Source organism: Sphingomonas sp. 7/4-4 (assembly GCF_027941955.1).
GTDB lineage: Bacteria > Pseudomonadota > Alphaproteobacteria > Sphingomonadales > Sphingomonadaceae > Sphingomonas.
This window is the reverse complement of the sequence record NZ_CP115960.1, coordinates 2,192,593-2,217,065: the sequence shown is the minus strand read 5'-3', so window position 1 is coordinate 2,217,065 and position 24,473 is coordinate 2,192,593. Positions and strand designations below refer to the sequence as shown.

General features: G+C 65.9%; 22 protein-coding genes and 2 pseudogenes. 5 read left to right on the top strand and 19 right to left on the bottom strand.

Annotated elements, in window-relative coordinates; translation table 11 throughout:
- The first annotated feature begins 120 nt into the window (after window positions 1-120).
- Complete coding sequence (locus PIB19_RS11175; RefSeq protein ID WP_271237419.1) at window positions 121-1,425, top strand: oligogalacturonate lyase family protein; 1,305 nt, start codon at window positions 121-123, stop codon at window positions 1,423-1,425.
- Window positions 1,426-1,547: 122 nt separating this feature from the next.
- Here the strand turns inward: PIB19_RS11175 and PIB19_RS11170 are convergent, their stop codons facing one another.
- From PIB19_RS11170 to PIB19_RS11085, 19 genes and pseudogenes are all read right to left on the bottom strand, one after another.
- A complete protein-coding gene (locus PIB19_RS11170) occupies window positions 1,548-1,988 on the bottom strand; it encodes a hypothetical protein (RefSeq protein ID WP_271237418.1) in 441 nt (146 codons plus the stop codon).
- On the bottom strand, window positions 1,985-3,346 hold the full coding sequence (locus PIB19_RS11165; protein WP_271237417.1) for a glycosyl hydrolase 115 family protein: 1,362 nt from the start codon (window positions 3,344-3,346) through the stop codon (window positions 1,985-1,987). The genes PIB19_RS11170 and PIB19_RS11165 overlap by 4 nt, the downstream gene beginning before the upstream one ends.
- Window positions 3,298-3,840 (bottom strand): hypothetical protein, encoded by a 543-nt coding sequence (locus PIB19_RS11160; protein WP_271237416.1) that lies wholly within the window; start codon window positions 3,838-3,840, stop codon window positions 3,298-3,300. The genes PIB19_RS11165 and PIB19_RS11160 overlap by 49 nt, the downstream gene beginning before the upstream one ends.
- Before the next feature lie 221 nt (window positions 3,841-4,061).
- Entirely contained in the window at window positions 4,062-5,174 is a 1,113-nt protein-coding gene (gene bglB / locus PIB19_RS11155) for a beta-galactosidase BglB (RefSeq protein ID WP_271237415.1), read from the bottom strand.
- On the bottom strand, window positions 5,155-6,399 hold the full coding sequence (locus tag PIB19_RS11150) for a glycosyl hydrolase 53 family protein (RefSeq protein ID WP_271240877.1): 1,245 nt from the start codon (window positions 6,397-6,399) through the stop codon (window positions 5,155-5,157). The genes bglB and PIB19_RS11150 overlap by 20 nt, the downstream gene beginning before the upstream one ends.
- On the bottom strand, window positions 6,396-7,028 hold the full coding sequence (locus PIB19_RS11145; protein ID WP_271240876.1) for a beta galactosidase jelly roll domain-containing protein: 633 nt from the start codon (window positions 7,026-7,028) through the stop codon (window positions 6,396-6,398). The genes PIB19_RS11150 and PIB19_RS11145 overlap by 4 nt, the downstream gene beginning before the upstream one ends.
- Window positions 7,028-8,152, bottom strand: coding sequence for a beta-galactosidase domain 3-containing protein (locus PIB19_RS11140; protein ID WP_271240875.1), 1,125 nt, complete (start codon window positions 8,150-8,152; stop codon window positions 7,028-7,030). Before PIB19_RS11140 ends, PIB19_RS11145 begins: the two co-directional genes overlap by 1 nt.
- A 110-nt stretch (window positions 8,153-8,262) precedes the next feature.
- A pseudogene (locus PIB19_RS11135) lies at window positions 8,263-9,199 on the bottom strand (beta-galactosidase); the annotation flags it as partial.
- Between the two features lie 287 nt (window positions 9,200-9,486).
- Window positions 9,487-9,804 carry an L-rhamnose mutarotase gene (locus tag PIB19_RS11130; RefSeq protein WP_271240874.1) on the bottom strand — a complete coding sequence of 106 codons (318 nt, stop codon included), beginning with the start codon at window positions 9,802-9,804 and terminating at the stop codon, window positions 9,487-9,489.
- A 68-nt stretch (window positions 9,805-9,872) separates the two neighbouring features.
- Entirely contained in the window at window positions 9,873-10,238 is a 366-nt protein-coding gene (locus PIB19_RS11125; protein ID WP_271240873.1) for a hypothetical protein, read from the bottom strand.
- Window positions 10,211-11,215 carry a glycoside hydrolase family 28 protein gene (locus PIB19_RS11120; RefSeq protein ID WP_271240872.1) on the bottom strand — a complete coding sequence of 335 codons (1,005 nt, stop codon included), beginning with the start codon at window positions 11,213-11,215 and terminating at the stop codon, window positions 10,211-10,213. The genes PIB19_RS11125 and PIB19_RS11120 overlap by 28 nt, the downstream gene beginning before the upstream one ends.
- Window positions 11,216-11,431: 216 nt before the next feature.
- Window positions 11,432-12,628: a rhamnogalacturonan acetylesterase gene (locus PIB19_RS11115; protein WP_271240871.1), complete on the bottom strand. Its 1,197-nt coding sequence runs from the start codon at window positions 12,626-12,628 to the stop codon at window positions 11,432-11,434.
- A gap of 43 nt (window positions 12,629-12,671) precedes the next feature.
- Window positions 12,672-14,366, bottom strand: coding sequence for a rhamnogalacturonan lyase (locus tag PIB19_RS11110; RefSeq protein ID WP_443018745.1), 1,695 nt, complete (start codon window positions 14,364-14,366; stop codon window positions 12,672-12,674).
- A complete protein-coding gene (locus PIB19_RS23035) occupies window positions 14,345-14,539 on the bottom strand; it encodes a hypothetical protein (protein WP_336297355.1) in 195 nt (64 codons plus the stop codon). The genes PIB19_RS11110 and PIB19_RS23035 overlap by 22 nt, the downstream gene beginning before the upstream one ends.
- A 210-nt stretch (window positions 14,540-14,749) precedes the next feature.
- Entirely contained in the window at window positions 14,750-17,791 is a 3,042-nt protein-coding gene (locus PIB19_RS11105; RefSeq protein ID WP_271240870.1) for a TonB-dependent receptor, read from the bottom strand.
- A 240-nt stretch (window positions 17,792-18,031) separates the two neighbouring features.
- Window positions 18,032-18,331 (bottom strand): hypothetical protein, encoded by a 300-nt coding sequence (locus tag PIB19_RS11100; RefSeq protein ID WP_271240869.1) that lies wholly within the window; start codon window positions 18,329-18,331, stop codon window positions 18,032-18,034.
- Entirely contained in the window at window positions 18,307-18,819 is a 513-nt protein-coding gene (locus PIB19_RS11095) for a GDSL-type esterase/lipase family protein (protein ID WP_271240868.1), read from the bottom strand. Before PIB19_RS11095 ends, PIB19_RS11100 begins: the two co-directional genes overlap by 25 nt.
- Entirely contained in the window at window positions 18,816-19,580 is a 765-nt protein-coding gene (locus PIB19_RS11090) for an SDR family NAD(P)-dependent oxidoreductase (RefSeq protein WP_271240867.1), read from the bottom strand. The genes PIB19_RS11095 and PIB19_RS11090 overlap by 4 nt, the downstream gene beginning before the upstream one ends.
- 20 nt (window positions 19,581-19,600) lie before the next feature.
- A pseudogene (locus PIB19_RS11085) lies at window positions 19,601-20,430 on the bottom strand (IclR family transcriptional regulator).
- A gap of 205 nt (window positions 20,431-20,635) precedes the next feature.
- Here PIB19_RS11085 and rhmD point away from each other — a divergent pair.
- The 4 genes from rhmD (at window position 20,636) to PIB19_RS11065 (ending at window position 24,473) form a co-directional block, all read left to right on the top strand.
- On the top strand, window positions 20,636-21,832 hold the full coding sequence (gene rhmD / locus PIB19_RS11080) for an L-rhamnonate dehydratase (RefSeq protein ID WP_271240866.1): 1,197 nt from the start codon (window positions 20,636-20,638) through the stop codon (window positions 21,830-21,832).
- A gap of 19 nt (window positions 21,833-21,851) precedes the next feature.
- Window positions 21,852-22,706, top strand: a complete 855-nt coding sequence (locus PIB19_RS11075; protein ID WP_271240865.1) for a fumarylacetoacetate hydrolase family protein — start codon at window positions 21,852-21,854, stop codon at window positions 22,704-22,706.
- On the top strand, window positions 22,703-23,452 hold the full coding sequence (locus tag PIB19_RS11070) for an SDR family NAD(P)-dependent oxidoreductase (RefSeq protein WP_271240864.1): 750 nt from the start codon (window positions 22,703-22,705) through the stop codon (window positions 23,450-23,452). The genes PIB19_RS11075 and PIB19_RS11070 overlap by 4 nt, the downstream gene beginning before the upstream one ends.
- A gap of 118 nt (window positions 23,453-23,570) precedes the next feature.
- Window positions 23,571-24,473 carry an amidohydrolase family protein gene (locus PIB19_RS11065; protein WP_271240863.1) on the top strand — a complete coding sequence of 301 codons (903 nt, stop codon included), beginning with the start codon at window positions 23,571-23,573 and terminating at the stop codon, window positions 24,471-24,473.

Below are 24,473 nucleotides of genomic sequence, written 5' to 3'. Positions count from 1 at the left end.
TTCCTCTCGGGGGTTCGGCCGCCGGGATTGCGGCAACGTGCCGACACCGGTTCTTTACTCCATATTCTGAACCGCTATCATGATATGTGGAACGACATCAAGTCGGCGGGAGTGTTGAGGATGCGGCTGGGACGCGCGATTTGCCAGGGCTTTGCGGTTGCTTCGCTGACGCTGGCGGGAACGGCGGCGGCGGATCCCGCCGCTGAGTGGGTCGATCCGCTCACCGGGCACAAGGTGGTGCGGATCAGCCGCGAGCCGGGCAGCGCCGCGCTCTATTTCCACCAGAACAGCTATACGCCGCAGGGCGACAAGATGGTGATCTCGGTGCCGGGCGGGATCTCGGTGGTCGACCTCAAGACGTGGGAAGTCAGCCCGCTGGTCAAGGTGCAGGGCGCGACCCTGCTGTTCACCGGCCGCAAGACGCGTACCGCTTATTATCAGCGGCGTGGGCCGGACGGAGGGCCTGCGACGATTTTCGCAGTCGATATCGATAGCGGCAAGGTCCGGAAAATCGCCGATGTGGACCGCGGCTTCATCGGATCGATCAACGCCGACGAGACCCTGCTGCTCGGCCAATGGGCGGAGAATGAGCGGCCGCTCCAGCCGAATGCCAAGCCGGCCGACAACAGCAGGTTCGGGCAGGCGCAATATGCCGCCAATTGGCCCGACGGCCGCCCGATGACCTATGCCGAAGCCAAGGAAGTGCGGCTCAACGAGCGGCTCGAGGCGAAGGTCCCGATGGAGATCTTCACGATCGACGTGAAGACCGGCGCGCGGAAAGTGGTCACTGCCTCGACCGACTGGCTCAACCACATCCAGTTCTCGCCGACCGATCCGCAGCAGATCATGTATTGCCACGAGGGCCCGTGGCACAAGGTCGACCGGATCTGGACGATCCGCGCCGACGGCACCGGCAAACGCCTCGTCCACAACCGCACGATGAACATGGAGATCGCCGGCCACGAGTTCTTCTCGCCTGACGGCAAGACGATCTGGTACGACCTCCAGACCCCGCGCGGCGAAGTGTTCTGGCTCGCCGGCTTCGACCTCGCGACGGGCAAGCGCCGCTGGTACAATGTCGAGCGCAACCACTGGTCGGTGCACTACAACCAGTCGCCCGACCTGAAGCTGTTCTCGGGCGACGGCGGCGATAGCGAAATGGTCGCGCATGCCCCGGACGGAAAATATCTGTACCTGTTCCACCCGAAGGATATCCCGGATGTCGCCGGCATCCACGCGCCCGGTGCGGAGAGCCTGATCTCTCCGGGCACCTTCGACGCCGAAAAATTGGTCGACATGCGCAAGCAGGACTACCGGCTCGAGCCCAACATGACCTTCACGCCGGACGGAAAGTGGGTCGTCTTCCGCGCCAATTTCGAAGGCGCGAACCATGTTTACGCGGTGGAGTTGGCGAAAGCGAAGTAGGCTGAACCGTCACCCCGGCCTCGTGCCGGGGTCCACCGGGAGGCAGGTCATAGACAAGATGCTCCGGCTTCTCCGGTGATGCTTGGTGGACCCCGGAACAGGTCCGGGGTGACGATGGAAGTTTAGCGGTCGGCGGGGACGAAGCGCACCGCTTCGATCAGCACGCCGCCGCTTTCGGCCAGCAGTTCGATGCGGTGATTGCCGCCCGCGATCCCGCCGGGCACTTCGATCGAAATCCGGTTGTCGAGTACGGCTTGCACCCACGCGGCGTCGCCGGTGTTGCGCGCGATCGACAGCGGATAGGCCTTGCCGTCGATCCGCAGCGTCAGGCGGAGCGGTTCGCCGTCGCCGTCGGCATAGGTCGGGATCAAGTCGATCACTGCGCGCCAATTGCCGGCGGGAAGAGTCAGTGCCGCCGCGCCCGTCACTGCGCGATCGACGCGCGCGCCCAGCACCAGCCCGCCCCGGCCGAGCCCGGGAACCACGCGCCAGCTTCCCGCAACCTTGCGCAGATCGAGCCGCACCTCGGGCTCTGTGACGGGCTCGACCAGGACCGGCGTCACCGCGGGCGTCGCGGCAGGCGCGGGCAGGACCGGGGAGTCAGGCGATAGCTCTTCCATTGGCCGTCCGCGGGCTCGACTGCGATGAAGCCGCGCCACTTGCCGTCGGCGAGCTTGTCATAGGCGCCCGTCAATTCGGCGATCCGTGCGTCCGCCGCGCGCGCCTCGGCGCCGCGGCTCAGCGCACGAGGCAGATCGAGGTCGCGCAGCCGATCATGCGCCTCCGCGGCGAAGAAGCGGCGATTGGCATTGGCAGCAGCCTCGACGGGATAGCCGAGCAATTCAAAGAATGCCTCGCGGCGCGCTTCGGGGATCCGCCCAGCGATCGTATGGAGGAGGAAGAGGTTGCGATCGAACGCGGCGAGCCGGGTATCGGCCTCTCCGATCGACCACGGGCTCATGCGCGCCTTCTGCCCGGGCAAATACCATTGGAGATGCTCGGGGCGCCGCTCGAAACTGAGTCGGTGATGCTCGGCCAGTACCGATGCAATTCCGGCCGCCTGCGTCGCGTCGATATTCTGCGCGGCCCAGCGGCGGACGAACCCATCCACACCGAGCGCCCGTGTCCCCGGTACGTCCCAGGCGAGCGACAGGAAGTAATCGGTCGCCAGCTCGGCGGGCTTGATGTCGCCGACATTGGCGATCCACATGCCGCGCGCACCGAGATCATAGGCGCGGCCCATCTCCTCGGCGATCAGCGCCGGCGGCGTGGTCGACAGCCACAGATAAGAGAGCGGCGCGCCGAGATAGGACAAATGGTAATAGATGCCCGCGCCGCCGCTGCGCCTGCGCTCCGCGGGAGTGGGGAAGCGGCGGATATAGCCGAAATTGTCGTCGGGCCACATCAAGGTGACATCGTCGGGGACGGCGAGCCCGGCGCGATAGATGTCGAGCACTTCCTTGTACGGCGTGAAGACCTGCGGGACGCGCTCGATCTGTGGCGAGACGTGCCGGGCAAGCATTGCGCGCTGGTCGGCGATGATGCTTTCGAGGAAGCGCTTCCGCGTCGGCATGTCGGATGCGCCCTGCATGCCGCTGTCGTGGATGCCGCGCATGCCGAGCGTCCAGATGCTCTCGTACTTGCCGTTGGTGCGCGCGCGTTCCTCCCAATAAGCGCGCACGCCGTCGGGATTCTTGCCGTAATCATAGTCGTGCGTATCGGCCGTCCATTCGCCGACATTGTTGCGCAGCATCGGCTCGGCATGCGACGAGCCCATCACGATGGCATAGCGGTCGGCCAGCTTCGCATTGTCGGGGTTCGCGTTGAAGGCAGGCGAGATCTTGTGCATCGCCGGCCACAAGGTGTTGGCCTTCAGCCGAAGCAGCAGCTCGAACACTTTGGCGTAGGTTTTGGGACCCATGCCGCGAGTGCCCGGCTCGAAGACCGTCGCCGACCAGGGGTGAGTCCCCAATCCTCGTCGTTGATGAAGATGCCGCGATATCTGACCGAAGGCGGCCCGAAGCGGTGCGTGCCGGGGCGGACGTGCAGCGCCGGCAGCTTGAGCGGCGTGACATCGGCCCACCAATGCCAGGGCGAGACGCCGATCGCACGGCTGAGCTCGTAGATTCCGAAGGCGGTGCCGCGCCGGTCGCTTCCGACGATCACCAGCGCGCGGGGCACGCCGGGGGCGGGGCGCTCGATGGTGGCGATGACGAAGCTTTCCCACGCGCCGTTGAGCCGCTTGGCGTCGAGCTTGCCGGAGACGACGAGGCGGTCGATCGCGGGGTTCTTGCCGATCGTGCCGGCCCAGATCTGGTCACCGCCTGCGGTTTTGCCGGTTACGGTGGCGAGGTCGCGGCGGAGGTCGTCGGCGGCGATCTTGACGACCTCGTGGTCGCCTTGTTCGACGATCACGCTGGCTCCGGCGAGCGAGACGCCGCGCGCATTCGGGTTCGTATCGATCCAGTCGGCGAGCCCACCAGAATCGTCACCCCGGCGAAGGCCGGGGCCCAGGGTTACGGGCGACGCCGCTTGTGGCTCTGGGCCCCGGCCTTCGCCGGGGTGACGGTAGGTTGCTTGGGAGCCAAACGGCAACAACAGGGCGGCGAGCCCGAGGAACCACGCCGCCCGCAACATCAGATATAGGTCCGCAGGAACTCGCCCAGCGCACAGATCGCGAGGCTCTGGCCGTAGGGCATCGAAGTCAGGCGGATGTCCTTGTAGAATTGCAGCGTGTCGCCCATCGCCGTGCCGAAGCTGACCTGCTGGAGCTCGCCGGTCGCATCGATATTGGCGAGGACGCCCTTCACGGCCTTGATCCCCACCTGCTCATAGTGCCGCGGCAGATAGCCCTTCCGCACGCCCTTGAGGATGCCGTAAGCGAAGCCCGCGGTGGCCGAGGCTTCGAGATAGCTGGTCGGGTCCATCACCAGCGTGTGCCACAGCCCGCTCTCGTCCTGCGTCTCGGCGAGGGTCTTCACCTGCGCGGCGAGCGTGTCGATCAGGAAGGTGCGGAAGGCGTCGCCCTCGGGCAAATCGAGGATCTCGATGATCTCGGGGATCGCGATCGTCACCCAGCAATTCCCGCGCGCCCACAAAGCCTCGGCGAAATTGTGCCGGCCGTTGAAGTCCCAGCCGTGGAACCACAAACCGGTCTTGCGATCGAACAGATATTTGATGTGGACGAGGAACTGGCGCTTGGCCTCCTCGACATAATGCGGCCGGTTCAGCAGCAGGCCGATCTTGGCGAGCGGCAGCACCGACATCATCAGCGTGTCGTCCCACATTTCGCCGGGATTCTCGTCGTTATAGACGATGTGCTGGAAGCCGCCTTCCTCGGTCTTTGGCAGGCCGTCCTTGGCCATCAGCCATTCGCACCACGTATCGAGATACGGGATGTAGCGCGGGTCGGGCTCCTGCTCGTAGAGGTACGCCAGCGTGATGAACGGCGCGACGGTGTTGATGTTCTTGGTCGGCGTGCCCTCGGCGAAGCGGTCCTCGAACCATTGCTTGATGATGTGCAGCGCCTTGTCGTCGCCGGTCTGCTCGTAATAGCGCCACATGCCGAACAGGCCGACGCCGTGGGTCCATTCCCAGCCGGCCCAGCCCTTGGTGTCGATGATCCGGCCGTCCTCGAGATGGAGCAGGAACTCGCCGGTCTCGTCCTTGATATTGACGAGATTGTCCATGAGCAGGTCGATCTTCGACGTGATCTCGCTGCGCGGAACGTCATGGGTGAGGGCGGCCAATTAGTGTCTCCTGAATTCGACAGAGGTGCGAGTCACTTCGTGACCCCATAGTCCTTCGCCATCTGTTGGTAGAGGCGAATGAAGTTCGGATCGGCGTCATAGCGTCCGCCGTGATCGCGCGGCTTGCGCGGCGTCGGCGGGGCAGGGCTGCGCCGGGTGCCTCGGCGCCGTTGATCCCCTGCGAGAGCAAATTGGGCCGGGGGCCTTCGCCGGCGCTGACGCCGTCCTTGAGGAAGATCGCTTCCTGGTGCCGGGTCGGCTCCCAGATATAGCTGCCCCAGCCATTGGCGTGCGCGTGGACGAGGTCGTTCAAATAGCGTTTGCGCGAAGAATATTCGATCGCGAAGAAACCCTTGTCGGGATAGCGCTTGCCGAACTCGGCGAAGGTGCGTTGCCAGTCGCCCTCGGCGGCCTGCTGGTAGCAGGAGAAGCCGAGCGCATCGAAATCCACGCCGCGTTCGATCAGGCTGTCGGTCCAGTGGCGGACGATTGCCCAGTGACGGCCGAGATGGTTGTGGAGTGCGAGCGGCACGCCGGGAAGAGTCTCGCGGGTGGCCGAAATTGCCGCCTTCAGGAGCGCCGCGAACCGGTCATAGCCGCCGGCGCCGGTCACGTTCATATGGACATTGTCGGTCTGCGGATTGCCGGTCGGGATGGTCAGCGGCACGCGGCCTTCGGGCCAGAGCATGCCGAAGGTGGTCTCGTTGCCGAGGATCGCGAGGTCCGGCGCTGCGCCGGCGGCCTTGAGCGCGGCGAAGGTATCGGCGGTGTAGCGATGGACCGTCTCGACCAGCTTGGCGAAGGGCAGATCCGCCCATGCCGCCGGTTTCTCCTGATGCTGCGGATCGGCCCAGGTGTCCGAATAATGGAGGGTGATCGAGAGGTGGAAGCCTGCCGCCTTGATCCGCTTCGAGAAGTCGATGATCTGATCGAGCCCGCACCACGGCCCGCCGGGCTTGCCCTTCGAATAGCCCCTGGCGGGATCGACGAAGAGCCGGAGCTTGAGCGCGTTGAACCCGGCCTCGCGAAAGATCGCGAGCGGGTCCTTCCGCACTCCGTCGAGATAATAAGTCGCGCCCGCGAACTCATCCTCGGGCACCCACGAGATATCGGCACCGATGAGGAACGGCCAGGGCCGCGTACCCTTTGCGGCGCGTGCTGACACCGCGGCGAGCGCAAGCGCTGCGCCGCCCGCGCCGATCGTCTGGCGACGGGTTAGCCTCATTTCAGCTCGGCCGGCGTTGCGGGAGCGGGAACCATGCGCACCGGCAGGCCGCCCTTGACGTTGCGCAGCGCGACGAGTTTCACTTCCTCCAGCGCGTTGCCCGGCGCCCCGTCCGATGTCACTGCCAGCGCGATATTGTTGCGGCCGCGATGGTTGAGGATTCCCTCGGGGATCGGGAAGACGCGCTGCGGGCCGACATGCGCGATGAACTGGCCCATGTTCCAGCCATTGACGAAGATGAGGACGCGATAGGCCACCGGCGAGCGCGGCTTCGAAGTGTCGCCGAAAGCGAGCCCGATCGTCGCGTCCTGCCCCTTGGGCACGGCGAGGTCGAAGCTGGTGCGGTACCAGCTTGTGCCTGGCGTGGCTTGGGCGGCGGCGGGCTTCCAGCCGCGATCGTCGAAGCCGGGAAGGTACCAGCCGCGCCGCTCGCCATCGAGGCCACCATTATTGGCGACGCCGCGCACCGGATCGGGCAAGTCCTCGCCGCGCCCGTTGATCTTCCAAGCGATCGGCACCGCGAAGCTCGGGCCGGCGACCGGCTCGATCGAGACGGAGACGAGGCCGCGGGCTTCCTTGTGGAAATCGTCGGCGTCGAGGTCCCAATTATGGCCGTTGTTGCGCACCATCACGGACAGGACATGCTCGCCGGGCGTACGCGCGGCGTCGGGGAGCGTGAAGCTCGGCGCGCCGGTGGTGATCGGGCGGGGAGGCCGGCGGGGATTTCGTCCTGGCCGATCAGCTTGCCGTCGAGGAACACCTGCACCAGCCCCGCGCCGCCGGCGCCGTAGTGGAGCTTGAGCCGCTCGGCATCCGGGCCGCCGGTGAAGCGGCCGCGATACCAGGCATCACCTTCGTGGAAGCCATAGGCGTCCATCAGCATGTTGGGCTGGCCGTCGGCGCGCGCGGTGATGCTGGCATAAGCGCGGTTGTCGATCTTCGCCCAGTCGCGGTCGTCGAAGCCGGGCTCGGCCTCGGGCGAGCCCGGGGCGACTCGCCAGTCGGTGAGCGCCGGCAGAGGGAAGTCTATCGGCGCAGGCAGCGGCGCGGTCGCCGCAACAGTGCCCGAGGAGGTGCGGGTGGTAGCGACTTTCGCCCCGTTCCACGTCACGCTGCGAACGCCGGCGGGTGCCCAGACCTCGAGCGGCGTAGTTTCGCGGGTATCGCCGGTGAGGGCGAGATTGCCACCCTTCACCTTGGCAGTGCGGACCAGCGCAGGGCCGCGGACAAGCGAGCCGTCGACATGCCAGAACTTCGCACCCTCGGCCTCGTCGCCGATCAGCAGCAGCAGGTCCGGTCGCCCGCCACCGCTGATCCGCAAGCGGGTGAGCCCGCGATGCGCGTAATTGAGCTTGAGATCGCCCTTGGTCGCGTCGAACGCCGAGGTCGCGCCGCCTTCGAGCACGGTGACCTTGGGCGCGCTGGCATAGCGCAGCACGGTCTCACCCGCTTCGCCTGTGCGGCCGTAGATCAGCGCGACGTCACGCGCGTCCTGCTTGACCAGCGCCTGCAGCTCGGATGTCGAATAGACCAGCCGCTGGCCGCCCAAATTCACCCCCGCGACCAGCCATTTCGCGTCGAACCCGTCGAGCTGCATCGGCAGCGTGTAGCGGCCATCGGGCAGGTCGGCAGTGAAGGTGAAGCGGTCGTTGGTCTGGCCGTTCGAGGGCTTGTGCGTAACCAGCAGGAAGCGCGCGTCGGTCTCGGGGCTCTTGTTGTGATAGACCTGAATTTTGTCCGACGAGATCTGCACCGGCCCCGCGGGGTCATCCCCGCAAGGTCCGGCACCGCGGCGATCAGTCCGCCGAGCTGTTTGAGTTCCTCGGCCTTGGGACGAATTTCGCGCGCCTCGGATAACGCCGCGCCATAATCATAGCTGGTGAACACCACCGGGGCGGGAAGCCAGCCCCAGCTCGTCCCCCGAATCCCATGTAGAAGCTCTGGATGCCGATCCCGTTGGCGAGATTGGTGCCGTAGAACACCCGCTGGAAGCGCTTGCCGCGCTGGATCGCATTGCATTCATAGCCACCGTTCGAGCCCCAATAATCGAACCAGCCGCCGCCGAACTCGGCGAGGAAGCCGGGCGTGTTGGGCGAGGCCGAGGCACCGCCCTTTGCGCCGCCCGGTCCGTAATAGCCCCAGTCGGGCGCCGCCGATCCGCGGGTCGGCTTGCCGTTCACCGTGCAGGTGCCGCCGGGATAGCCGTCGAATGCGTACAGGTCGTTGGGACCGGGAACGGTCTTCTCGACCTTGCTGTCCTCGGGCACCCAATAGCCGTTGCGGCCCTGGTCGTTGTGGAACAGCGGAACCGTGATGCCGTCGGCGCGCGCCTTGGCGTAGAGATGGTCCATGTAGCGGCGCTGCGCCGGGGTGGTCAGCGCCAGCTCGTTCTCGATCTGGTGGAGGATGACGTTGCCCTTGTGGCCCTTGCCGTCGCCGTTGACCTGGTGGCGCGCGATGATCGCGTTGACCCGGGTCAGCCACTCGTCCGATGCGGCGAGATATTCGGGATCGTCGGTGCGCGCGCGGCCGCGCTGGTTGACCAGCCAGCCGGGGAAGCCGCCGCGGGTGAGCTCGGCATTCACATAGGGGCCGGCGCGGGTGATGACCCACAGGCCTTCTTCCTCGGCCATGGTGAGGAGCCGATCCAAGTCGCGAATGCCGCTGAAATCGTAGACGCCCTTTTGGGGCTGTGGAAGCCCCAGTCGAAATAGAAAGCGACGGTGTTGAACCCGCTCGCCTTCATCTTCTGCAGCACGTCGCGCCACAGATCGGGCGAAGGCAGGCGGAAGGCGTGCATCTCGCTCGACCAGATGATCGTGCGCTTGCCGTCGATCATCAGCGAGCGTGCATCGTACGAGACGCGGCCGAAGGTCTTGACCGGCGCGTTGAAGTTCGCGGTCGGCTTTGCTTCCTGCGCGGCGGCCGGCGTGGCGATCAAGGCGGCGGCGGCGAGTAGGGCAGCGCCAACCCACCCTCCGTTCGCCCTGAGCTTGTCGAAGGGCGGCTCACCACAAGCGACCGGCCGTGTGGAGAGGCGTGCTTCGACAGGCTCAGCACGAACGGAGCTGTGGGTGCGGGCGCGGATCATGGCAGGTGGAACACCGGCTTGAGCGGCCATTCCTTCGGCTTGTTGCCGGGTTCGACTTCCATCAGTGGCGCCATGTAGTCCCACCATTTCCGCATCACCGGATGCTCCGGAAGTGCATCGCGGCTATTGTCGTCGGTGAGCTTGAGGACCGCGAGCAACGACAGCGTCTCCTCGTCGAGGAAGATCGAATAGTCGCGGATGCCGCTATGGTGGAGCAGTTCGGCCAGCTCAGGCCAGATCGCGTCGTGGCGCGCCTGATATTCGTCGACGACGCCGGGCTTCAGCTGCATCTTGAATGCGTGGGTGGTCGTCATGCCCTCTCCTGAAGCCCATTATGTGGGATTGTAACGCAGCATTTGGATAGTCGACTGCGGGCGCGGCGTCAAACCTCGTCGGGCCAATATTGCGCATCCTCGACGCGGGCGACCTGCGCGTCGTCGAGCAGCACCGGCGGGCGCGGATCACCGCCGTCGCGCGACAGCCGCAGATGCTTGACCTCGAGCCCGGTGACGTGGCGCGCCCAGAAACCCCAGGCGGGCGTGGGGCCGAACATGCTCGGCTCGGGATAGGCATCGGCGAGCTCAAGCGGGCCCGCCGGCACCGGCTCGGAAGTGCCGCCACGGAAGGCGAGGTCGATATCGCGCAGCTGTACGCATTCGATCGGACGGTCGGGCAGCCCGGCAAGGATCGCTGCGAAGCGCGGATCGATGCCCGTCGCCTTCAGCCCGCGTACCTCGATGTTGCGCATCGCGCCGGTTGTCGTGCCCTTGGGCCCGCGCAGCCGGGCGCCGAGGCGGAGGAACAAAGGCGCGGTGGTGACGTCGTCCATCTCGATATTCTCGGCGAGTACGTCCTCGATCGTCCCCCGTCGACAGTTTCCAGCGCCAACCCCCGGCTACGCTCGAAGCGACAGTTCGCAATGCGGATGCGGCGGAAATCGCCGTTGCTTTCGGTGCCGATCTTGATCCGCCCGGTCACCCGGTCCCGGTCCGGGGACAGTTCCTGCGTACGCTGGCGGGTGCCGTCGAGCATCGTGCCGAGATCGAAGCCGCTGACCTGGCAGTCGCGGATCGCGATGTCCTCGCACGACGAACGCCTGCCGAGCCCGAGACTGGTCTTGAGCACGATCGCATCGTCATTGGGCGTGTTGACCCGGCAGCGCTCGACGCGAGCATTGCGGACGCAGTCCAGGTCGAGGCCGTCGCGGTTGGTGTCGATGTCGAGGTTCGTGATGTCGAGACCGTCGATCTCGCTCGCCAGCAGCGCGAAATGCCCGCCCTTGAAGATGCTGAAGCCGTCGAGCTTGACGCGCTTGCAATGCGCCAGCGCGATCGCCTTGTTGCCCATGCCCTGCATCGCGCCGCGATTGCGTTCGAGCTTGCCGATATCGGCGGCGGGCATCGCGGCCATCGAGAGCGGGCGTTCGCCGGCTTGGCGGCTCCACGGCGTGCCGGGGCCGTTGCGAGTGAGGCCGACTCCGTCGATCCGTCCCTTGCCGATGATCGCGATGTCCTGGGCATGTTCGGCCCAGATCAGGCTGTTGTGCCAATGGCTGTGGCCGAAATCCTGATAGAGCTGGGGGCCGCGTTCCTCGGGCAGGTCATAGGCGCCGAGCGGGCCCTTTTCGGCGGCGATCAGCGTGGCGCCGTCCTCGATCACGAGAGTGACGCGGCTCTTCAGGCGGATCGAGAAACTGAGATATCTGCCCGTCGGCAGGATCACCATCCCGCCGCCTGCCGCCTCCGCGGCCAGGATCGCGGCGTTGATCGCGGGGAATCGAGCGCGGCCCCGTCGCCCTTCGCGCCGTGATCGCGGACGTCGAATGTGGCGCCGGTGCGCACTATTTCGTCATCCCGGCGAAAGCCGGGACCCAGAGTCGCGGGCGACGTCGTGTGGGGCTCTGGGCCCCGGCTTTCGCCGGGGTGACGGAAACGGGCGCCATCAGCTCCCCGCCGGCCTCACGTCGCTCTCGGCGAGGCTCGGGGCAATCGCGCCTTCGGTGAGATCGGGGTTCGCCGCGTCGAAGCTGCGCGCTGCGGGCTTCAGGTGCGTTGCCAGCTCGGGCACCTGCGCGGCGATCTCGGCGGCGACCGCGCGGGCGAGGAACCAGGCGCCGGGATTATTGTGGTGCGTCCGGTCCTTGCCGCCGTCGTTGAACAGGGTGCGGCCTTCGCCTCGCCCAGCGCTTCGTAGAGCGTGACGGTGCGTTCCTGCAGATCGAGCAGCGGCACCTTGTCCTCGCGCGCCACCTTGCGCACCGCCGCGCCATATTCGGCGAGCGTGCGGCGTACCTTCCCCCTCATAGTTCCGCCGCTCGGGCGAGGTGACCAGCACCGGATGCGCGCCGCGCCGCCGCGCCTCGGCGATATAGGTGCGCAGCCAGGCGGGGTAGGTGATCTCCGGATCGGCATAGGTCTGCGGCCAATTGGCCTTCTGGTCGTTATGCCCGAACTGGATCAGCAGCCAGTCACCCGGCTTGATCAGCGACAGCAATTTGTCGAAGCGCAATTCGGTGACGAACGATTTCAGCGTCTCGCCCGACTCCGCATGATTGGCGATCGCGACATCGGGGCCGAACAGTGCCGGCAGCATCTGCCCCCAACTCGCCGCAGGCTCCGAACGCTGATCGGTCACCGTCGAATCGCCGGCGAGGAACACCGTCGGCACCGTGGCCGGCTCGATGTCGATCGAGGCGACGTGCGGATCGCCGAGGAATTCGAGGGTGAGCTTGTCGTCCCAGGTGTAGCTGCCCGCCTCGCGGCTCTTGAGCTTGACCTGCGTTCCGCCGGGCGCATTCGCCGGGGGTGGGGCGAGCTGTGCGTTGCGGACGTTCACGATGAAGCTGGCAGTGACGTACTGGCCGGGCTTCGTAATGATGTCGCGCAGCATCAGCCGGCGCGATTCGGCCTTCACCGTCACCCGCCCGCCGAGACGCACGGTCACGCGGTAATTGCCCTCGGGCACTGCGGCGGAGAACAGGAACTCCTTGCCGCGGCGCTGCGGCTCGTAGCCGAAGCCGCCAGCCTCGTACGGCTTGTCCGCCGCCACTGCGATGCGGCCGGTTGTGCGCCTGGGCGGCTCGAGATCGAAGCGGAGCGGGGCCTGGGTCATCGCCATCTGGAGCGCGATCAGCAGCATTACCTTCTTCTTTCAATCGTCATCCCGGCGGCGCGGGGAATGGTCACTTCGCCCCCAGAAAGTACGACGTGTGCGGGGGCTGGTTGTACGCGGTGTTCTGCCATGCCACGCCGAGGCGATAGACCGGATCGTGCATCAGCGTCACGATGCGTTCGCTGGTCGGGACCGGCGTTTCGTAGATGCGCAGCTCGGTGCTGTCCGCACTCGGCACCACCAGCTCCTCGCGCCAGTCGCCCAAGATGTCGGCGGAGAGCGAGGGGTTCGCCTTCGTCCCGTTGTTCGATACCACACCCGGTGGGTCGAGCAGCAATTGCTCGCTCGATGTGTTCCAGTCCCATTTGGTGATCCTCTTGCCGTCGAGCAGCTCGCGCAGGCGGTCGCCGTCCCACCAGATGCCGAAGTTCGCCGCGCGCGGATGCCCGCCGGGAATGACATTGCCCTTCACGTCGTAGAGATCGCGCGAATTGCTCGCCCATGCCTCGGCGCCGGGGTGGCGCGGGTCGATGTCGATCGCGATGCCGCGGCCGGTGTCCTTGTCGGCGGGAGTCGACCACAGGATCGCGCCGGTGCGTGCGTCGAGCATCGCCGCGCCGCGATTCCCGCTCATCCGCATGGTCTCGTGGACGCCGAACTTCTCGAGTCCGGGGTGGCTGGGGTCGAGATCGGACAAGTGCATCGCGTCGCCATGGCCGAGCCCCGACGACCAGAGTCCCTTGCCATTGTCGTCGATCACCATCGAGCCGTAGAAGACCTCGTCGCGGCCGTCGCCGTCGACATCGGCGACCGAGAGCTGGTGGTTGCCCTGTCCGCCGAACTTCTCGTTGCCGGGCGTCGCGCTGTCGAACAGCCAGCGCATGCTCAGCTTGCCGTTCCGGTAATCCCAGGCGGCGGCGGTCGACCGGGCATAATAACCGCGCCCGAAGACGAGGCTCGGCCGGTGCCCGTCGAGATAGGCGACCCCGGCAAGGTAGCGTTCGGAGCGGTTGCCGTATCCGTCGCCCCAGGTCGCTTTCATCTGGTCGTAGGTCGGGTTGTCGCCGCTCGGATCGCGCGCCGGGGTGTAAGGCGCGGAGGCGAGCGCACGGCCGGTGAGCCCATCGAACACGGTGAGGTATTCGGGGCCCTTGAGGATGCGGCCCTTGAGCTCGGAAACCTTCTTGCCGTCGGGCAGAACCTTGGCGCCGGTGCGGTCGTCGATATCGACTTCGCCCTCGCGGCTGGTCCAGCTGGCGTGGGGGTCGCCGATCGTCCGGTTGGTACCGTCCACGGTGCCGTCGGCGGTCTTCATCGCGATCTCGGCCCTGCCGTCGCCGTCGAGGTCATAGACCATGAACTGGGTATAATGCGCGCCCGAGCGGATGTTGGGGCCGAGGTTGATCCGCCACAGCTTCTTGCCCTCGAGCGTATAGGCGTCGATCAGCGTCGCGCCGGTATAGCCCGAAAAGGCATTGTCCTTGGCGATCGAGGGATACCATTTGACGATCAGCTCGTAGCGGCCGTCGCCGTCGAGATCGCCGACCGAGGCGTCGTTGGCGGTGTAGCTATAGGTCTCGCCGTCGGGGGTGCGACCGTCTGTCGGCTTGTCGAGCGGGATCGGCAGATAGCCGTTCGCCCAGACGGTTGCGCCCGCGTCCCGCGCCGCGAGTGCATAATGCGAGGTGGGGGTGCCGCTCCTGTCGAGATAGCTCGTCGCCTGCTGGCCGCTCACTCGCGCGATCACCTTGCCGTCGCGATACAGCGTGAAGCGTGCACCCTTGGCGTCGGTTGCGAGCAGCCGCCACGAGACGTGATTGCCGCCGCCCCCGCGGGCACGGCGACCAGCGCCCGATCGAGCCGCTCGACCTGCCGCCCCGCGACGATCGGCGCCGCCTGTGCCGGAACCGCGGACGCAATGATGAGTGCCGTCAGCATGAAACCTCTCCCCGATTTGTTTTGCGGCGAAGCTGCTCCGGGTGGCGGGTGGAGTCAATCGATTCCCAACTAATGGCACGATGATTTACATTCCGGGATTATGTCCACACGCAAAGCGGGCCGCGATCCCCCGATCGCGGCCCGCTCCTTTGCAGGATGATCCCAAAGATGCGGACCGCCGCGCATGACGGCCCGCAGTAGAGGCAAGCCTCAGAACTGGAAGTTCACACCGAAGTTGAACGTCCGTCCGATCCGGGTCTGGAACAGCGTGTCCTTGCGTTGGCTGTCGATATAGAGGTTGTTGCGCTCGTCGGTGAGATTCTGTGCCTCAAGGATCACCTTGATGTTGTCGGTGAGCGCATAGGAGGCCGAGGCGTCGACGAACATGTTCGGCGAATTCCCCTGCAGATTGCTGCCCGGCGAAGCCGGGATGCCGCGGATGTAGCGATCGCGATAGCTGGCGGTCCCGCGGATGCTGAACTTGCTGTCTTCGTAGAAGAGCGTGCCGCTGGCCGTGTTCTTCGAAAGCCCGACCAGGTCCGCGGTGGTGGTCACCGTCGGCACGCCGTTCACGCTCGCCAGCACATATTGGATGGTCGAGGTGACGTGCGTGTAGTTTGCCAGCACGCCGAAATTGCCGAGGAAGCCGGGCAGGAAGTCGAGCTGGATCTGTGCGTTGACTTCGATGCCCTCCAGTGGTCCGCCGCGCGTGTTGACGAGCTGGCCGACCGTGAAGATCTCGGTCGGAGTCGTGTTGGTGCCGGTGAGCAGCGCGTCGGGCAGACCGAGCTGGTTGAATGGGATCTGGCTGGTGACGCGCTGGATGTAGGTCTTGATGTCCTTCTTGAAATAGGCGACCGACAGCAGCGAGCCCGGCTTGAAATACCATTCGAGCGCGGCGTCGAACGTGTCGGCGCGGATCGGCTCGAGATACGGGTTATTGATGTTGCCCGTGCGCGTCGTGGCGGTGATGCCGCTGGTCGGCGCAAGGTTGCCGAGCTCCGGACGCGACAGCACTTTCGCTGCCGACAAGCGGAGGATCAGGTTGTCGACAGGCTCGATCGCGACGTTGCCCGAGGGCAGCCAATCGTCGTAGCCGCGCAGTACCTGCGCGTATTGGCCGCGCAGGTTGGTCGGCGTCGAGCCGGCGGGCGCGGAGACCGAGATATAGCCCGCCGCCAGCATGTCGGTGCGGACATAGCGCACGCCGATGTCGCCGCGGATCTTCACCGGGAGCTGGTCCTCGGTGTTGAACGTGGTCATGGCATAGACGGTCTTGATATCCTCGCGGATCCGCGAGGCGCCCGCGCCGCATTCGGTGCGGCAGAAGCGCACCGCATCGAAGTCGAAGGTCTCGTCCCATTTGTCGGGATCGACCGCCGCCCAGCTCGCCGGCGCACCGCGGCCGAACAGGTCGTCTAGGCCGCTGATCTGGCGGGTGATGCTGGCGAGGCTGGTGCCGGCCGGCAAATTACGGACGATCGTGTCGGCGGTGTAGGGGCTGGAATTGTACGCATTATAGTCGCTGCGCCGATACTGGGCGCCGATCTTGAGCTTGAGCCCCTGATCGATATCGAAATCGGTATTGACCTCGGCCGTGATATTGTCGGTCTGGTTCTTGGACGGCTTGCCCTGGAAGCTGAACCCGCCGAGCACCGTGGTGCCGCCGCCGGTCGAAGGCGCGTAGCCGTAATTGGCGGGATTGGCGACGTCGAAGCCGAAGCCGAGGATCGGCGTCGCTCCGCCATCGCGGAAATCGATGGTGAAATTGTCGGTGTCGATCGCATCCATGAACGTCTGGAAGCGCTTGGGCCCCCACCAGACCGACTGGTTGATGCCGAAGAAAGCGGTCATCTCGAAGCTGTCGGTGAAGCGGTGGCGGAAGTTGATGTCGCCCTGTGTGAAGGTCGAGATCCAGTGATCGACCAGACCTTCGGAACGGACGTCGACGCCGTCGAACACACCGTAGACGAGCGAGCCCTTGTCATCGAACTGGGCCTCGCGCACCGAAACCACCGGCTGGCCGAGATTGGTGATGCTGCGGCCGAACGAGATGCCCGCGATATAATTGTCGCGACGCTCGACTTCGTAGCGCGAGTAGAGACCGTCGATGCTGATGTCGGTGTCTTCATCCGGCGAGAATTGCAGGGTCAGCGTGCCGCCGATGCGCTTCGTATCCTGCTCCGAATTCACGTAGCGCGGCAGGCGTGGTAGGAAAGCGCCGCTGCCGGGGACGTTGGGCAAATCGGCCCGGCGCAGATTGAAGACCGCGGCATAGGCGGCCTGTGTGCTGGTGCGCGGATTGCCGGTGCTGCAGTTCGCAGCAGAGGCGCCGATGTTGAAGCCGCCCTGGAGATAGCCGGGCGTCGGGCTGACATAGGTGACGCCGTTCTGCACGAAGCCGCCGACCGGCGTGCAGTAAGGCAGGACCGGCTGGGAGCCGCCGGCGCCGTCCGGATCGAGGCCGTTGGTGTTGGCGGACAGCACGTCGACCGCCGAATAGCCGACTTCGCGGATGTGGCGCTTCTGATAGGCGATCGAGGCGAGCACGCCGAAGGTGCCGTCGGCGAATTGCTTCGAGACGAGCAGAGAGGCGCGCGGATCGACCTTCTTGCTGATCGTGTTGTAGACGCCGCGCGCGGTTGCCGAGAGCGTGAAGTCCTTCTTGAAGTCGAGCGGCTTGGGCGCCTTGAGGTCGACGGTTGCGCCGAGCGAGCCTTCTTCGACGTCCGCTGATGTGGTCTTGCGCACCGACAGCGCCGAGAAGATCTCGGTCGGGAAGACGTTGAAGTCGAAGCTGCGGCCCGAGTTGCCGGCGCCGTAGATGTCCGACGAGCCGGTCTGCGCGCTTCCTTCCATGCCGTTGATGCGGACACGGGTGAACTGCGAGCCGAGGCCACGCACCGCGATGTTGCGGCCTTCGCCGCCGTCTCCGCGTGAGAGCGCGACGCCGGGGATGCGCTGCATCGATTCGGCGAGGTTCGAATCGGGGAACTTGCCGATGTCCTCGGCGACGATCGAGTCGACCGCGGCGGTCTCTTCGCGCTTCTGGTTGAGCGCGCTGTTCAGCGAGGCGCGGAAGCCCTGGACGACGATTTCGCCTTCGTCGGTCGTCTCCGGGGTCTGCTGCGCGGCGGGAGCGGCGGCTGGCGCGTCCTGCGCCATTGCTACCGGTGCCCACGCCAGTGCCACGGCCAGCGCAGCGCCGGAAACTCCGGCTCCGCGAATGCGCGAATGCGAAACAAGCCTCATGCTGATCCCCTCCTCTGTTCCTGCTCGACCGCCGCGCTTACGCGCGGTCGGTCTCATTTGTTGTTCTTATTTCCCAATATATGACGCAATGAACACGTCCCGCCAATACCCCTTTCGCCCTTTGTCCGCCCAATGTGGGGTTTTGGTCACAGTCCAGACACATGTCGTCGCCACGCGCGGCGCTGACACCGTCGCGCAGCAACCTGCGCGACGGTGCAGCTTTTGTCCAGCGGTGTCATTTCAATGGCAGGCGGCGCTGCCCAATGGCCTGGTGCGGGTGAGGTCGGGGCGTTCGGCGAGCACCTTTTCCGCCACCGGGACCTTCAGTCCCTTCAACTCCTGCGCAACCAGATTGGCCATCGCGCGTGCGCCGAGCTCGCTGAAATGGGTGTCGTCGGCGATGCCGTTCGGGAAGGCGGCGACTTTGTCCGCCGGGGTATAATGGAGATAGTATTTCGTCGACCCCGCCTCGCCGGCGCTGCTGACCAGGTCGAGCGAGCGCGCCTCGAGGTCGATCAATGGCGTATTGGTGGTGACCACCAGCTCGCGCTCGACCTGCGAGTAGGCGGCGAAATCGGCCTTGGCGCGGGCGCCGTCGAACGAGCGGCGGGCGGGGGCGTGACCAGCACGGGGATCAGGCCGCGGCCGCGCGATTCCCAGATCATGCGGAGGAGGTTGTCGCGATAGAGCGTCGCCGCCGGCGCATAGCGTTCGGGGCGCGAAACGCTCGCGTCGTTGTGGCCGAACTGGATCAGCACCACGTCGCCGGGCTTCGCTTCGGCAAGCAGCGCGTCCCACTTGCCTTCGGAAATGAACGTGCGGGTGCTGCGTCCGCCAACCGCGCGGTTGACTACCTCCACATCGGGCTGGAGTCCGCATTTGAGCATCATGCCCCAGCCGGTCTGCGGATATTTGTCCGCGCCGTAGTTTGCCGCGGTCGAATCGCTGGCGATCAGGATGCGCTGCTGCGCGTGCGCGGGCAGGGCGGTGGCGAGGAGGGCCGCGCCAGCGGCGAGGAGCGCTCTCACTGCAGGTTCACGAACGCGCCGCCGTCGACCAGCAAAGCCGCGCCGGTGACATAGGCCGCCATATCGGAAGCGAGGAACACGATCGGGCCGGCGAGATCCTCGGCCCGGCCCAATCGGCCGAGCGGGATGCGGCCTTCCATGTACTTGCGCTTCTCCTCGTCGGCGAGGTCGTCCTTGTTGATCTCGGTGAGGATCGTGCCCGGCAGCACCGAATTGCAGCGTATATTGTGCTTGCCGAGCGCAATCGCCGTCGATTGCATCAGCGAATGGAGCCCCGCCTTGGTGGGTGTGTAATGCGTCTGGTATTCGCCGCCGACCAGCGCCGAGATCGACGAGACCGCGATCAGCGCGCCGCCATGGCCCTGCTTCACCATCTGGTTGGCTGCGGCCTGGCACATGAAATAGCCGCCGAGCAGATTGACCTGCACCGTGCGCTGGACAGTCTCGACCGGCATGTCGAGGAAGGAGTGGAAGGGGCAGATGCCGGCGTTCGACACCATCACGTCGACCTTGCCGAACGCCTCGACCGCTTTCGCCACGAACTCGGTCGCGGTCTCGGGTGCGGCAACGTCGCCCTTGATCGCGAGACCGCGCTGGCCCGCCGCCTCGATCTCGGCGACGCAGGCCGCGGCATCGGCGTCGCGGCTGTGATAGTTGATCACGACATCGGCACCGGCCCTGGCGGCGCCGACCGCCGCCGCGCGGCCGATGCCCGTCGATGCGCCCGTGACGAGCACGGTCTTGCCTTCCAACAACTTCACCTGGTCTCTCCTGGGTAAGACTATCTGCGTGCGCGGCGCGGCGGGCGCACATCGGGGCTCCAGCCCAGATCGGTGCTGATCCGCTGCGCGGTGTCGCGCACTTCGAGCTCAGCGCCGCCATCCGCTCGTCGTCCATGTACTGCGCCGCGCTCGACACGCTGATCGCCGCGACGATCTTTCCGGAAACGTCGCGCACCGGGGCGGCGACGCAGCGGATCTGATCCTCATTCTCCTCGAGGTCGTAGGCGTGGCCCGCCTCGGCATAACCGCGCATCCGTTCGAACCACTGTTCGCGATCGGCACGCGGCGCGCCATGCGACTGGTCGGCCTCGAACAGCCGGGTCCATTCGGCTTCGCTGCCGTCGACGAGCAACGCCTTGCCGAGCCCGGTCGAGGTGAGCGGCTGGCGATCGCCGATCCGGCTCGATATCTCGACGCGGCGGCGCCCCGGAATCTTGTCCAGATAGAGCGCGAGGTCGCCGTCCATCCGGCCGAGATGCACCGTATCCTCGGACGCGGCGGCGAGCTCTTCCATGCGCGGGCGGGCGATCTGGACGATGTCGGCCTGGCTCTGCGCGAGGAAGCCCAACTGGATCAGCTTGGGGCCGAGCTGATAGCCGTCGCGCGGGAGATAGGTGAGGAAGCCGCGGTCGATCAGCGCATTGGCGAGGCGATGCGTGGTCGAACGTGTGAGCGACATCCGCGCGGACAGCTCGGCGAGCTTGATCGGGCCGTCGATCACCTTGTCGAGCATGTCGAGCCCACGGATCAGCGTCTGGCTGCCCTGTACCTTGGGGCCCGCTTTCTTGCTCGTCGTTTCCGATTCAGCGTTTGACGTGTCGCGTCTCATCTCGTAACATCCTATCCCATAAAGTGAGAAAGTAAAGCATCAGGAGGGGTGCGAAGCGGCGGAGCATTTCGGCACCCGCCAGACCCGTTCAGTCAGGCAACGCGGTGCGGCGTATCATATGATGGTATGTCACGCTCGCAATTTTTCACATTATCAGTCGCCGTGTCCAGATGTGGTATGGGCACCGCAAAGGGGATCAGAAGACGTGGCTGCAGCCGGGCTTTCGAAGATCAAGCAGGTACGTGCGTACACCGTCCGCGGCGGCGGCGCCGATTATCACGATCAGGGCGAAGGGCACTGGATCGACAATCACATCGCCACCCCGATGGCGCGCTATCCCGAATATCGCCAGTCGCGCCAGAGCTTCGGCATCAACGTGCTCGGCACCTTGATCGTCGAGATCGAGGCCGAGGACGGCACGATCGGCTTCGCGGTGACCACCGGCGGCGAGCCTGCCGCGTTCATCGTCGAGAAGCATCTCGCGCGCTTCCTCGAAGGCCGCAGCCCGACCGAATATGAGAAGATCTGGGACCAGATGTACTTCTCGACGCAATATTACGGCCGCAAGGGCCTTGTCGTGAACGCCATCTCGAGAGTCGACCTCGCGCTCTGGGACCTGCTCGGCAAGCTGCGCGGCGAGCCGGTCTACCAGATGCTCGGCGGCGCGGTGCGCGACGAGCTGCAATTCTACGCGACCGGCGCGCGGCCCGATGTGGCCAAGGAGCTCGGCTTCATCGGCGGCAAGCTGCCGCTGCACCATGGCCCGGCGGAGGGTCTCGAAGGCCTGCACAAGAACATCGCCGAGCTCGCCGAGATGCGCTCTCGCGTCGGCGACGATTTCTGGCTGATGCTCGATTGCTGGATGAGCCTCGATCTCGACTATGCCACGCGCCTTGCGCACCGGGCGTATGACGAGTGCGGGCTCAAATGGATCGAGGAAGCGCTGAGCCCTGACGATTACTGGGCCTATGCCGCACTCAAGAAGAACGCCCCCAAGGGCCTGCTGGTCACCACCGGCGAGCATGAGGCGACTCGCTGGGGTTTCCGCATGCTGATGGACATGGAATGCTGCGACATCATCCAGCCCGACGTGGGCTGGTGCGGCGGCGTCACCGAGCTGATCAAGATCGCCAATTATGCCGACAGCAAGGGCGTGCTGATGATTCCGCACGGCTCGTCGGTGTACAGCTACCACTTCGTCATCACCCGGCATAACAGCCCGTTCGCCGAGTTCCTGATGATGCATCCCGGGCCGACCGAAGTCGTTCCGATGTTCCACCCGCAATTGATCGGCGAACCGGTGCCCGTGAACGGGCGCCTGCACGTGAGCGCGCTCGACAAGCCCGGCTTCGGGGTCGAGCTCAATCGCGATCTGCCGATGCACCGCCCCTACACGCACTGAGAGCGAGAGACCTGACCTCATGAAACTCTGCCGATTTGGACCCGCCGGAAGCGAACGCCCCGGCCTGATCGATGCCGATGGCGCGATCCGCGACTTGTCCGGCGTCATCGCCGATCTCGGCCCGGCCGAAATCTCGCCTGCCGGGCTGGCGAAGCTCGCCGCGATCGATCCGGCGTCGCTGCCGAAGGCCGAGGGCAATCCGCGCTACGGCGCCTGCGTCACCGGCACGCGGCAATTCGTCGCGATCGGGCTGAACTATGCCGATCACGCGGCCGAATCGAACCTGCCAATTCCGGAAGAACCGGTGGTGTTCCAGAAGTGGGTGACTTGCATCCAGGGCCCGAACGATCCGGTGACGATCCCGAAGGATTCGAAGAAGACCGATTGGGAAGTCGAACTCGGCGTCGTGATCGGCAAGCGCGCTTCCTATGTCGAGGAAGCCGATGCGCTTTCCTATGTCGCAGGCTATTGCGTGATCGACGACATTTCCGAGCGTCATTGGCAGACCGAGCGCGGCGCGACCTGGGACAAGGGCAAGGGTTTCCCGACCTTTGGCCCGATCGGCCCGTGGCTGGTCACCGCCGACGAGGTTGGTGATCCGCAGAATCTGTCGATGTGGCTCGACGTGAACGGCGAGCGCAAGCAGGATGGGTCGACGAAGACGATGATCTTCACCGTCGCGCAGATCATAGCCTATCTGTCGCAGTTCATGATCCTCGAGCCCGGCGATGTCATCACCACCGGCACGCCGCCCGGCGTCGGCCTCGGCCAGAAGCCCGAGCCTTGGTATCTGAAGGCGGGCGACGTCGTCACTCTCGGCATCGAGAAGCTCGGCGAGCAGCGCCAGGAATTCGTGGCGTGGGTGGCCGAATGACGCTGTACCCCGATCGCTTCGCGGGCCGCACCGCGATCATCACCGGCGGCGCCTCCGGGCTCGGCCGCGCCGTCGCGCGGCGCTTCGTCGCCGAGGGCGGCAAGGTCGCGCTGTGGGATGTCAACGCTGACGCAATCGCCGAGGCGGCGGCCAAGGTCGGCGCGACGCACACCGCTACGCTCGATGTCTCCGATGCCGCCGCCGTCGCCGCTGCCGCCGGCGAGACCGCCGCGGCGCTCGGCCGGGTCGACGTCCTCGTCTGCTCGGCGGGCATCACCGGCGCGACCGCGCCCGTCCACGAATATCCGCTCGACAGTTGGGAGCGCGTCGTCGCGATCAACCTGCACGGGCTGTTCTATTGCTGCCGCGCGGTCGTCCCACACATGCTGGCGAACGGCTATGGCCGCATCGTCAACGTCGCCTCGGTGGCGGGCAAGGAAGGCAATCCCAACGCCTCGGCCTATTCGGCTTCCAAGGCGGGCGTGATCGGCCTCACCAAGTCGCTCGGCAAGGAATTGGCGGGCAAGGGCATCATCGCCAATGCACTGACTCCGGCCACGTTCGAGAGCCCGATCCTCGACCAGCTCCCCGCGAGCCAGGTCGATTACATGCGCTCGAAGATCCCGATGGGCCGCCTCGGCGAGGCCGAAGAGAGCGCCGCGATGATCCTGTTCATGGCGAGCGAGGAATGCAGCTTCACCACGGCTTCGACCTTCGACACGTCGGGCGGGCGCACGACGTACTAAGCCAATCTCCGTCATCCCGGCGAAAGCCGGGATCCAGAGCCAGGAGCGGGACGGCAAAGAAACTCTGGACCCCGGCCTTCGCCGGGGTGACGAAAAAGAGAGGACCAGGAGAGAGGAAATGGCGCGCGATCTGCCCTTTATCGATGCCCATGTGCATCTCTGGGATCTCGACCGCATCGCTTATCCCTGGCTGACGCCGCCGTTCGCCGATGATGGCCCGAACGGCAGCGTCGAGCCGATCGCGCGCACCTATCTGCTCGACGATTATCTTGCGGACGCCGAGGGCTGGGATGTCCGCGGCATCGTCCATGTCGACGCGGGGGCAGACGCTTCGGCCGCGCTCGCCGAGACCGAATGGCTGCAGGGCCTCGCCGACGCGCGCGGCATGCCCAATGCGATCATCGCCTTCGCCGCGCTCGACGATCCGGGCGTTGAGGCGTTGCTCGAGGCGCACGCCGCGCACCATGCCGTTCGCGGCATCCGCCATATCGTCAACTGGCACCCGGATCCGCGCCGCACGTATTCGCCCCGCGACGTGACGCAGGACGAAGCTTGGGCCCGCGGCTTCGCGTTGCTCGGCAAATATGGCCTGAGCTTCGATCTCCAGGCCTATCCCGGCCAATTCCCGGGGCTGGCGAGGCTCATCGCCCGGCACCCCGAAATACAGGTCGTCATCAACCATAGCGGCATGGCCGTTCCCGGCGAGTGGGAGCAATGGCGCACCGGCATGGCCGCGCTCGCCGCCTTGCCCAACGTCGCCACCAAGCTCTCGGGAATGGGCTTCACCCATCGCCCATGGACCTTGGAGCAGGCGCGGCCGTACATCCTCGATGCGATCGACCTGTTCGGCACCGATCGCGCGATGTTCGCCAGCGACTTCCCGACCGACAAGCTCTTCGGCAGCTTCGCGCAACATCTGGACGCGTATGACGCGATCACCGTGGATTTCAGCGAAGACGAGCGCCGCGCGCTCTGGGGGCGCAACGCCGATCGTATCTACCGGCTCGGGCTGGGCATCTGA

Bases quoted from the DNA above. Each gene is read 5' to 3' on its own strand.
- PIB19_RS11125 (WP_271240873.1), bottom strand. From the start codon at position 10,238: ATGCGCAACATCGAGGTACGCGGGCTGAAGGCGACGGGCATCGATCCG.
- PIB19_RS11130 (WP_271240874.1), bottom strand. From the start codon at position 9,804: ATGACGACCACCCACGCATTCAAGATGCAGCTGAAGCCCGGCGTCGTC.
- PIB19_RS11105 (WP_271240870.1), bottom strand. From the start codon at position 17,791: ATGAGGCTTGTTTCGCATTCGCGCATTCGCGGAGCCGGAGTTTCCGGC.
- PIB19_RS11065 (WP_271240863.1), top strand. From the start codon at position 23,571: ATGGCGCGCGATCTGCCCTTTATCGATGCCCATGTGCATCTCTGGGAT.
- PIB19_RS11165 (WP_271237417.1), bottom strand. From the start codon at position 3,346: ATGGGTCCCAAAACCTACGCCAAAGTGTTCGAGCTGCTGCTTCGGCTG.
- PIB19_RS11115 (WP_271240871.1), bottom strand. From the start codon at position 12,628: ATGCTGCTGATCGCGCTCCAGATGGCGATGACCCAGGCCCCGCTCCGC.
- PIB19_RS11175 (WP_271237419.1), top strand. From the start codon at position 121: ATGCGGCTGGGACGCGCGATTTGCCAGGGCTTTGCGGTTGCTTCGCTG.
- PIB19_RS11145 (WP_271240876.1), bottom strand. From the start codon at position 7,028: ATGGTGCGCAACAACGGCCATAATTGGGACCTCGACGCCGACGATTTC.
- PIB19_RS11070 (WP_271240864.1), top strand. From the start codon at position 22,703: ATGACGCTGTACCCCGATCGCTTCGCGGGCCGCACCGCGATCATCACC.
- PIB19_RS11075 (WP_271240865.1), top strand. From the start codon at position 21,852: ATGAAACTCTGCCGATTTGGACCCGCCGGAAGCGAACGCCCCGGCCTG.
- PIB19_RS11150 (WP_271240877.1), bottom strand. From the start codon at position 6,399: ATGAGGCTAACCCGTCGCCAGACGATCGGCGCGGGCGGCGCAGCGCTT.
- PIB19_RS11120 (WP_271240872.1), bottom strand. From the start codon at position 11,215: ATGGTGATCCTGCCGACGGGCAGATATCTCAGTTTCTCGATCCGCCTG.
- PIB19_RS23035 (WP_336297355.1), bottom strand. From the start codon at position 14,539: ATGCTGACGGCACTCATCATTGCGTCCGCGGTTCCGGCACAGGCGGCG.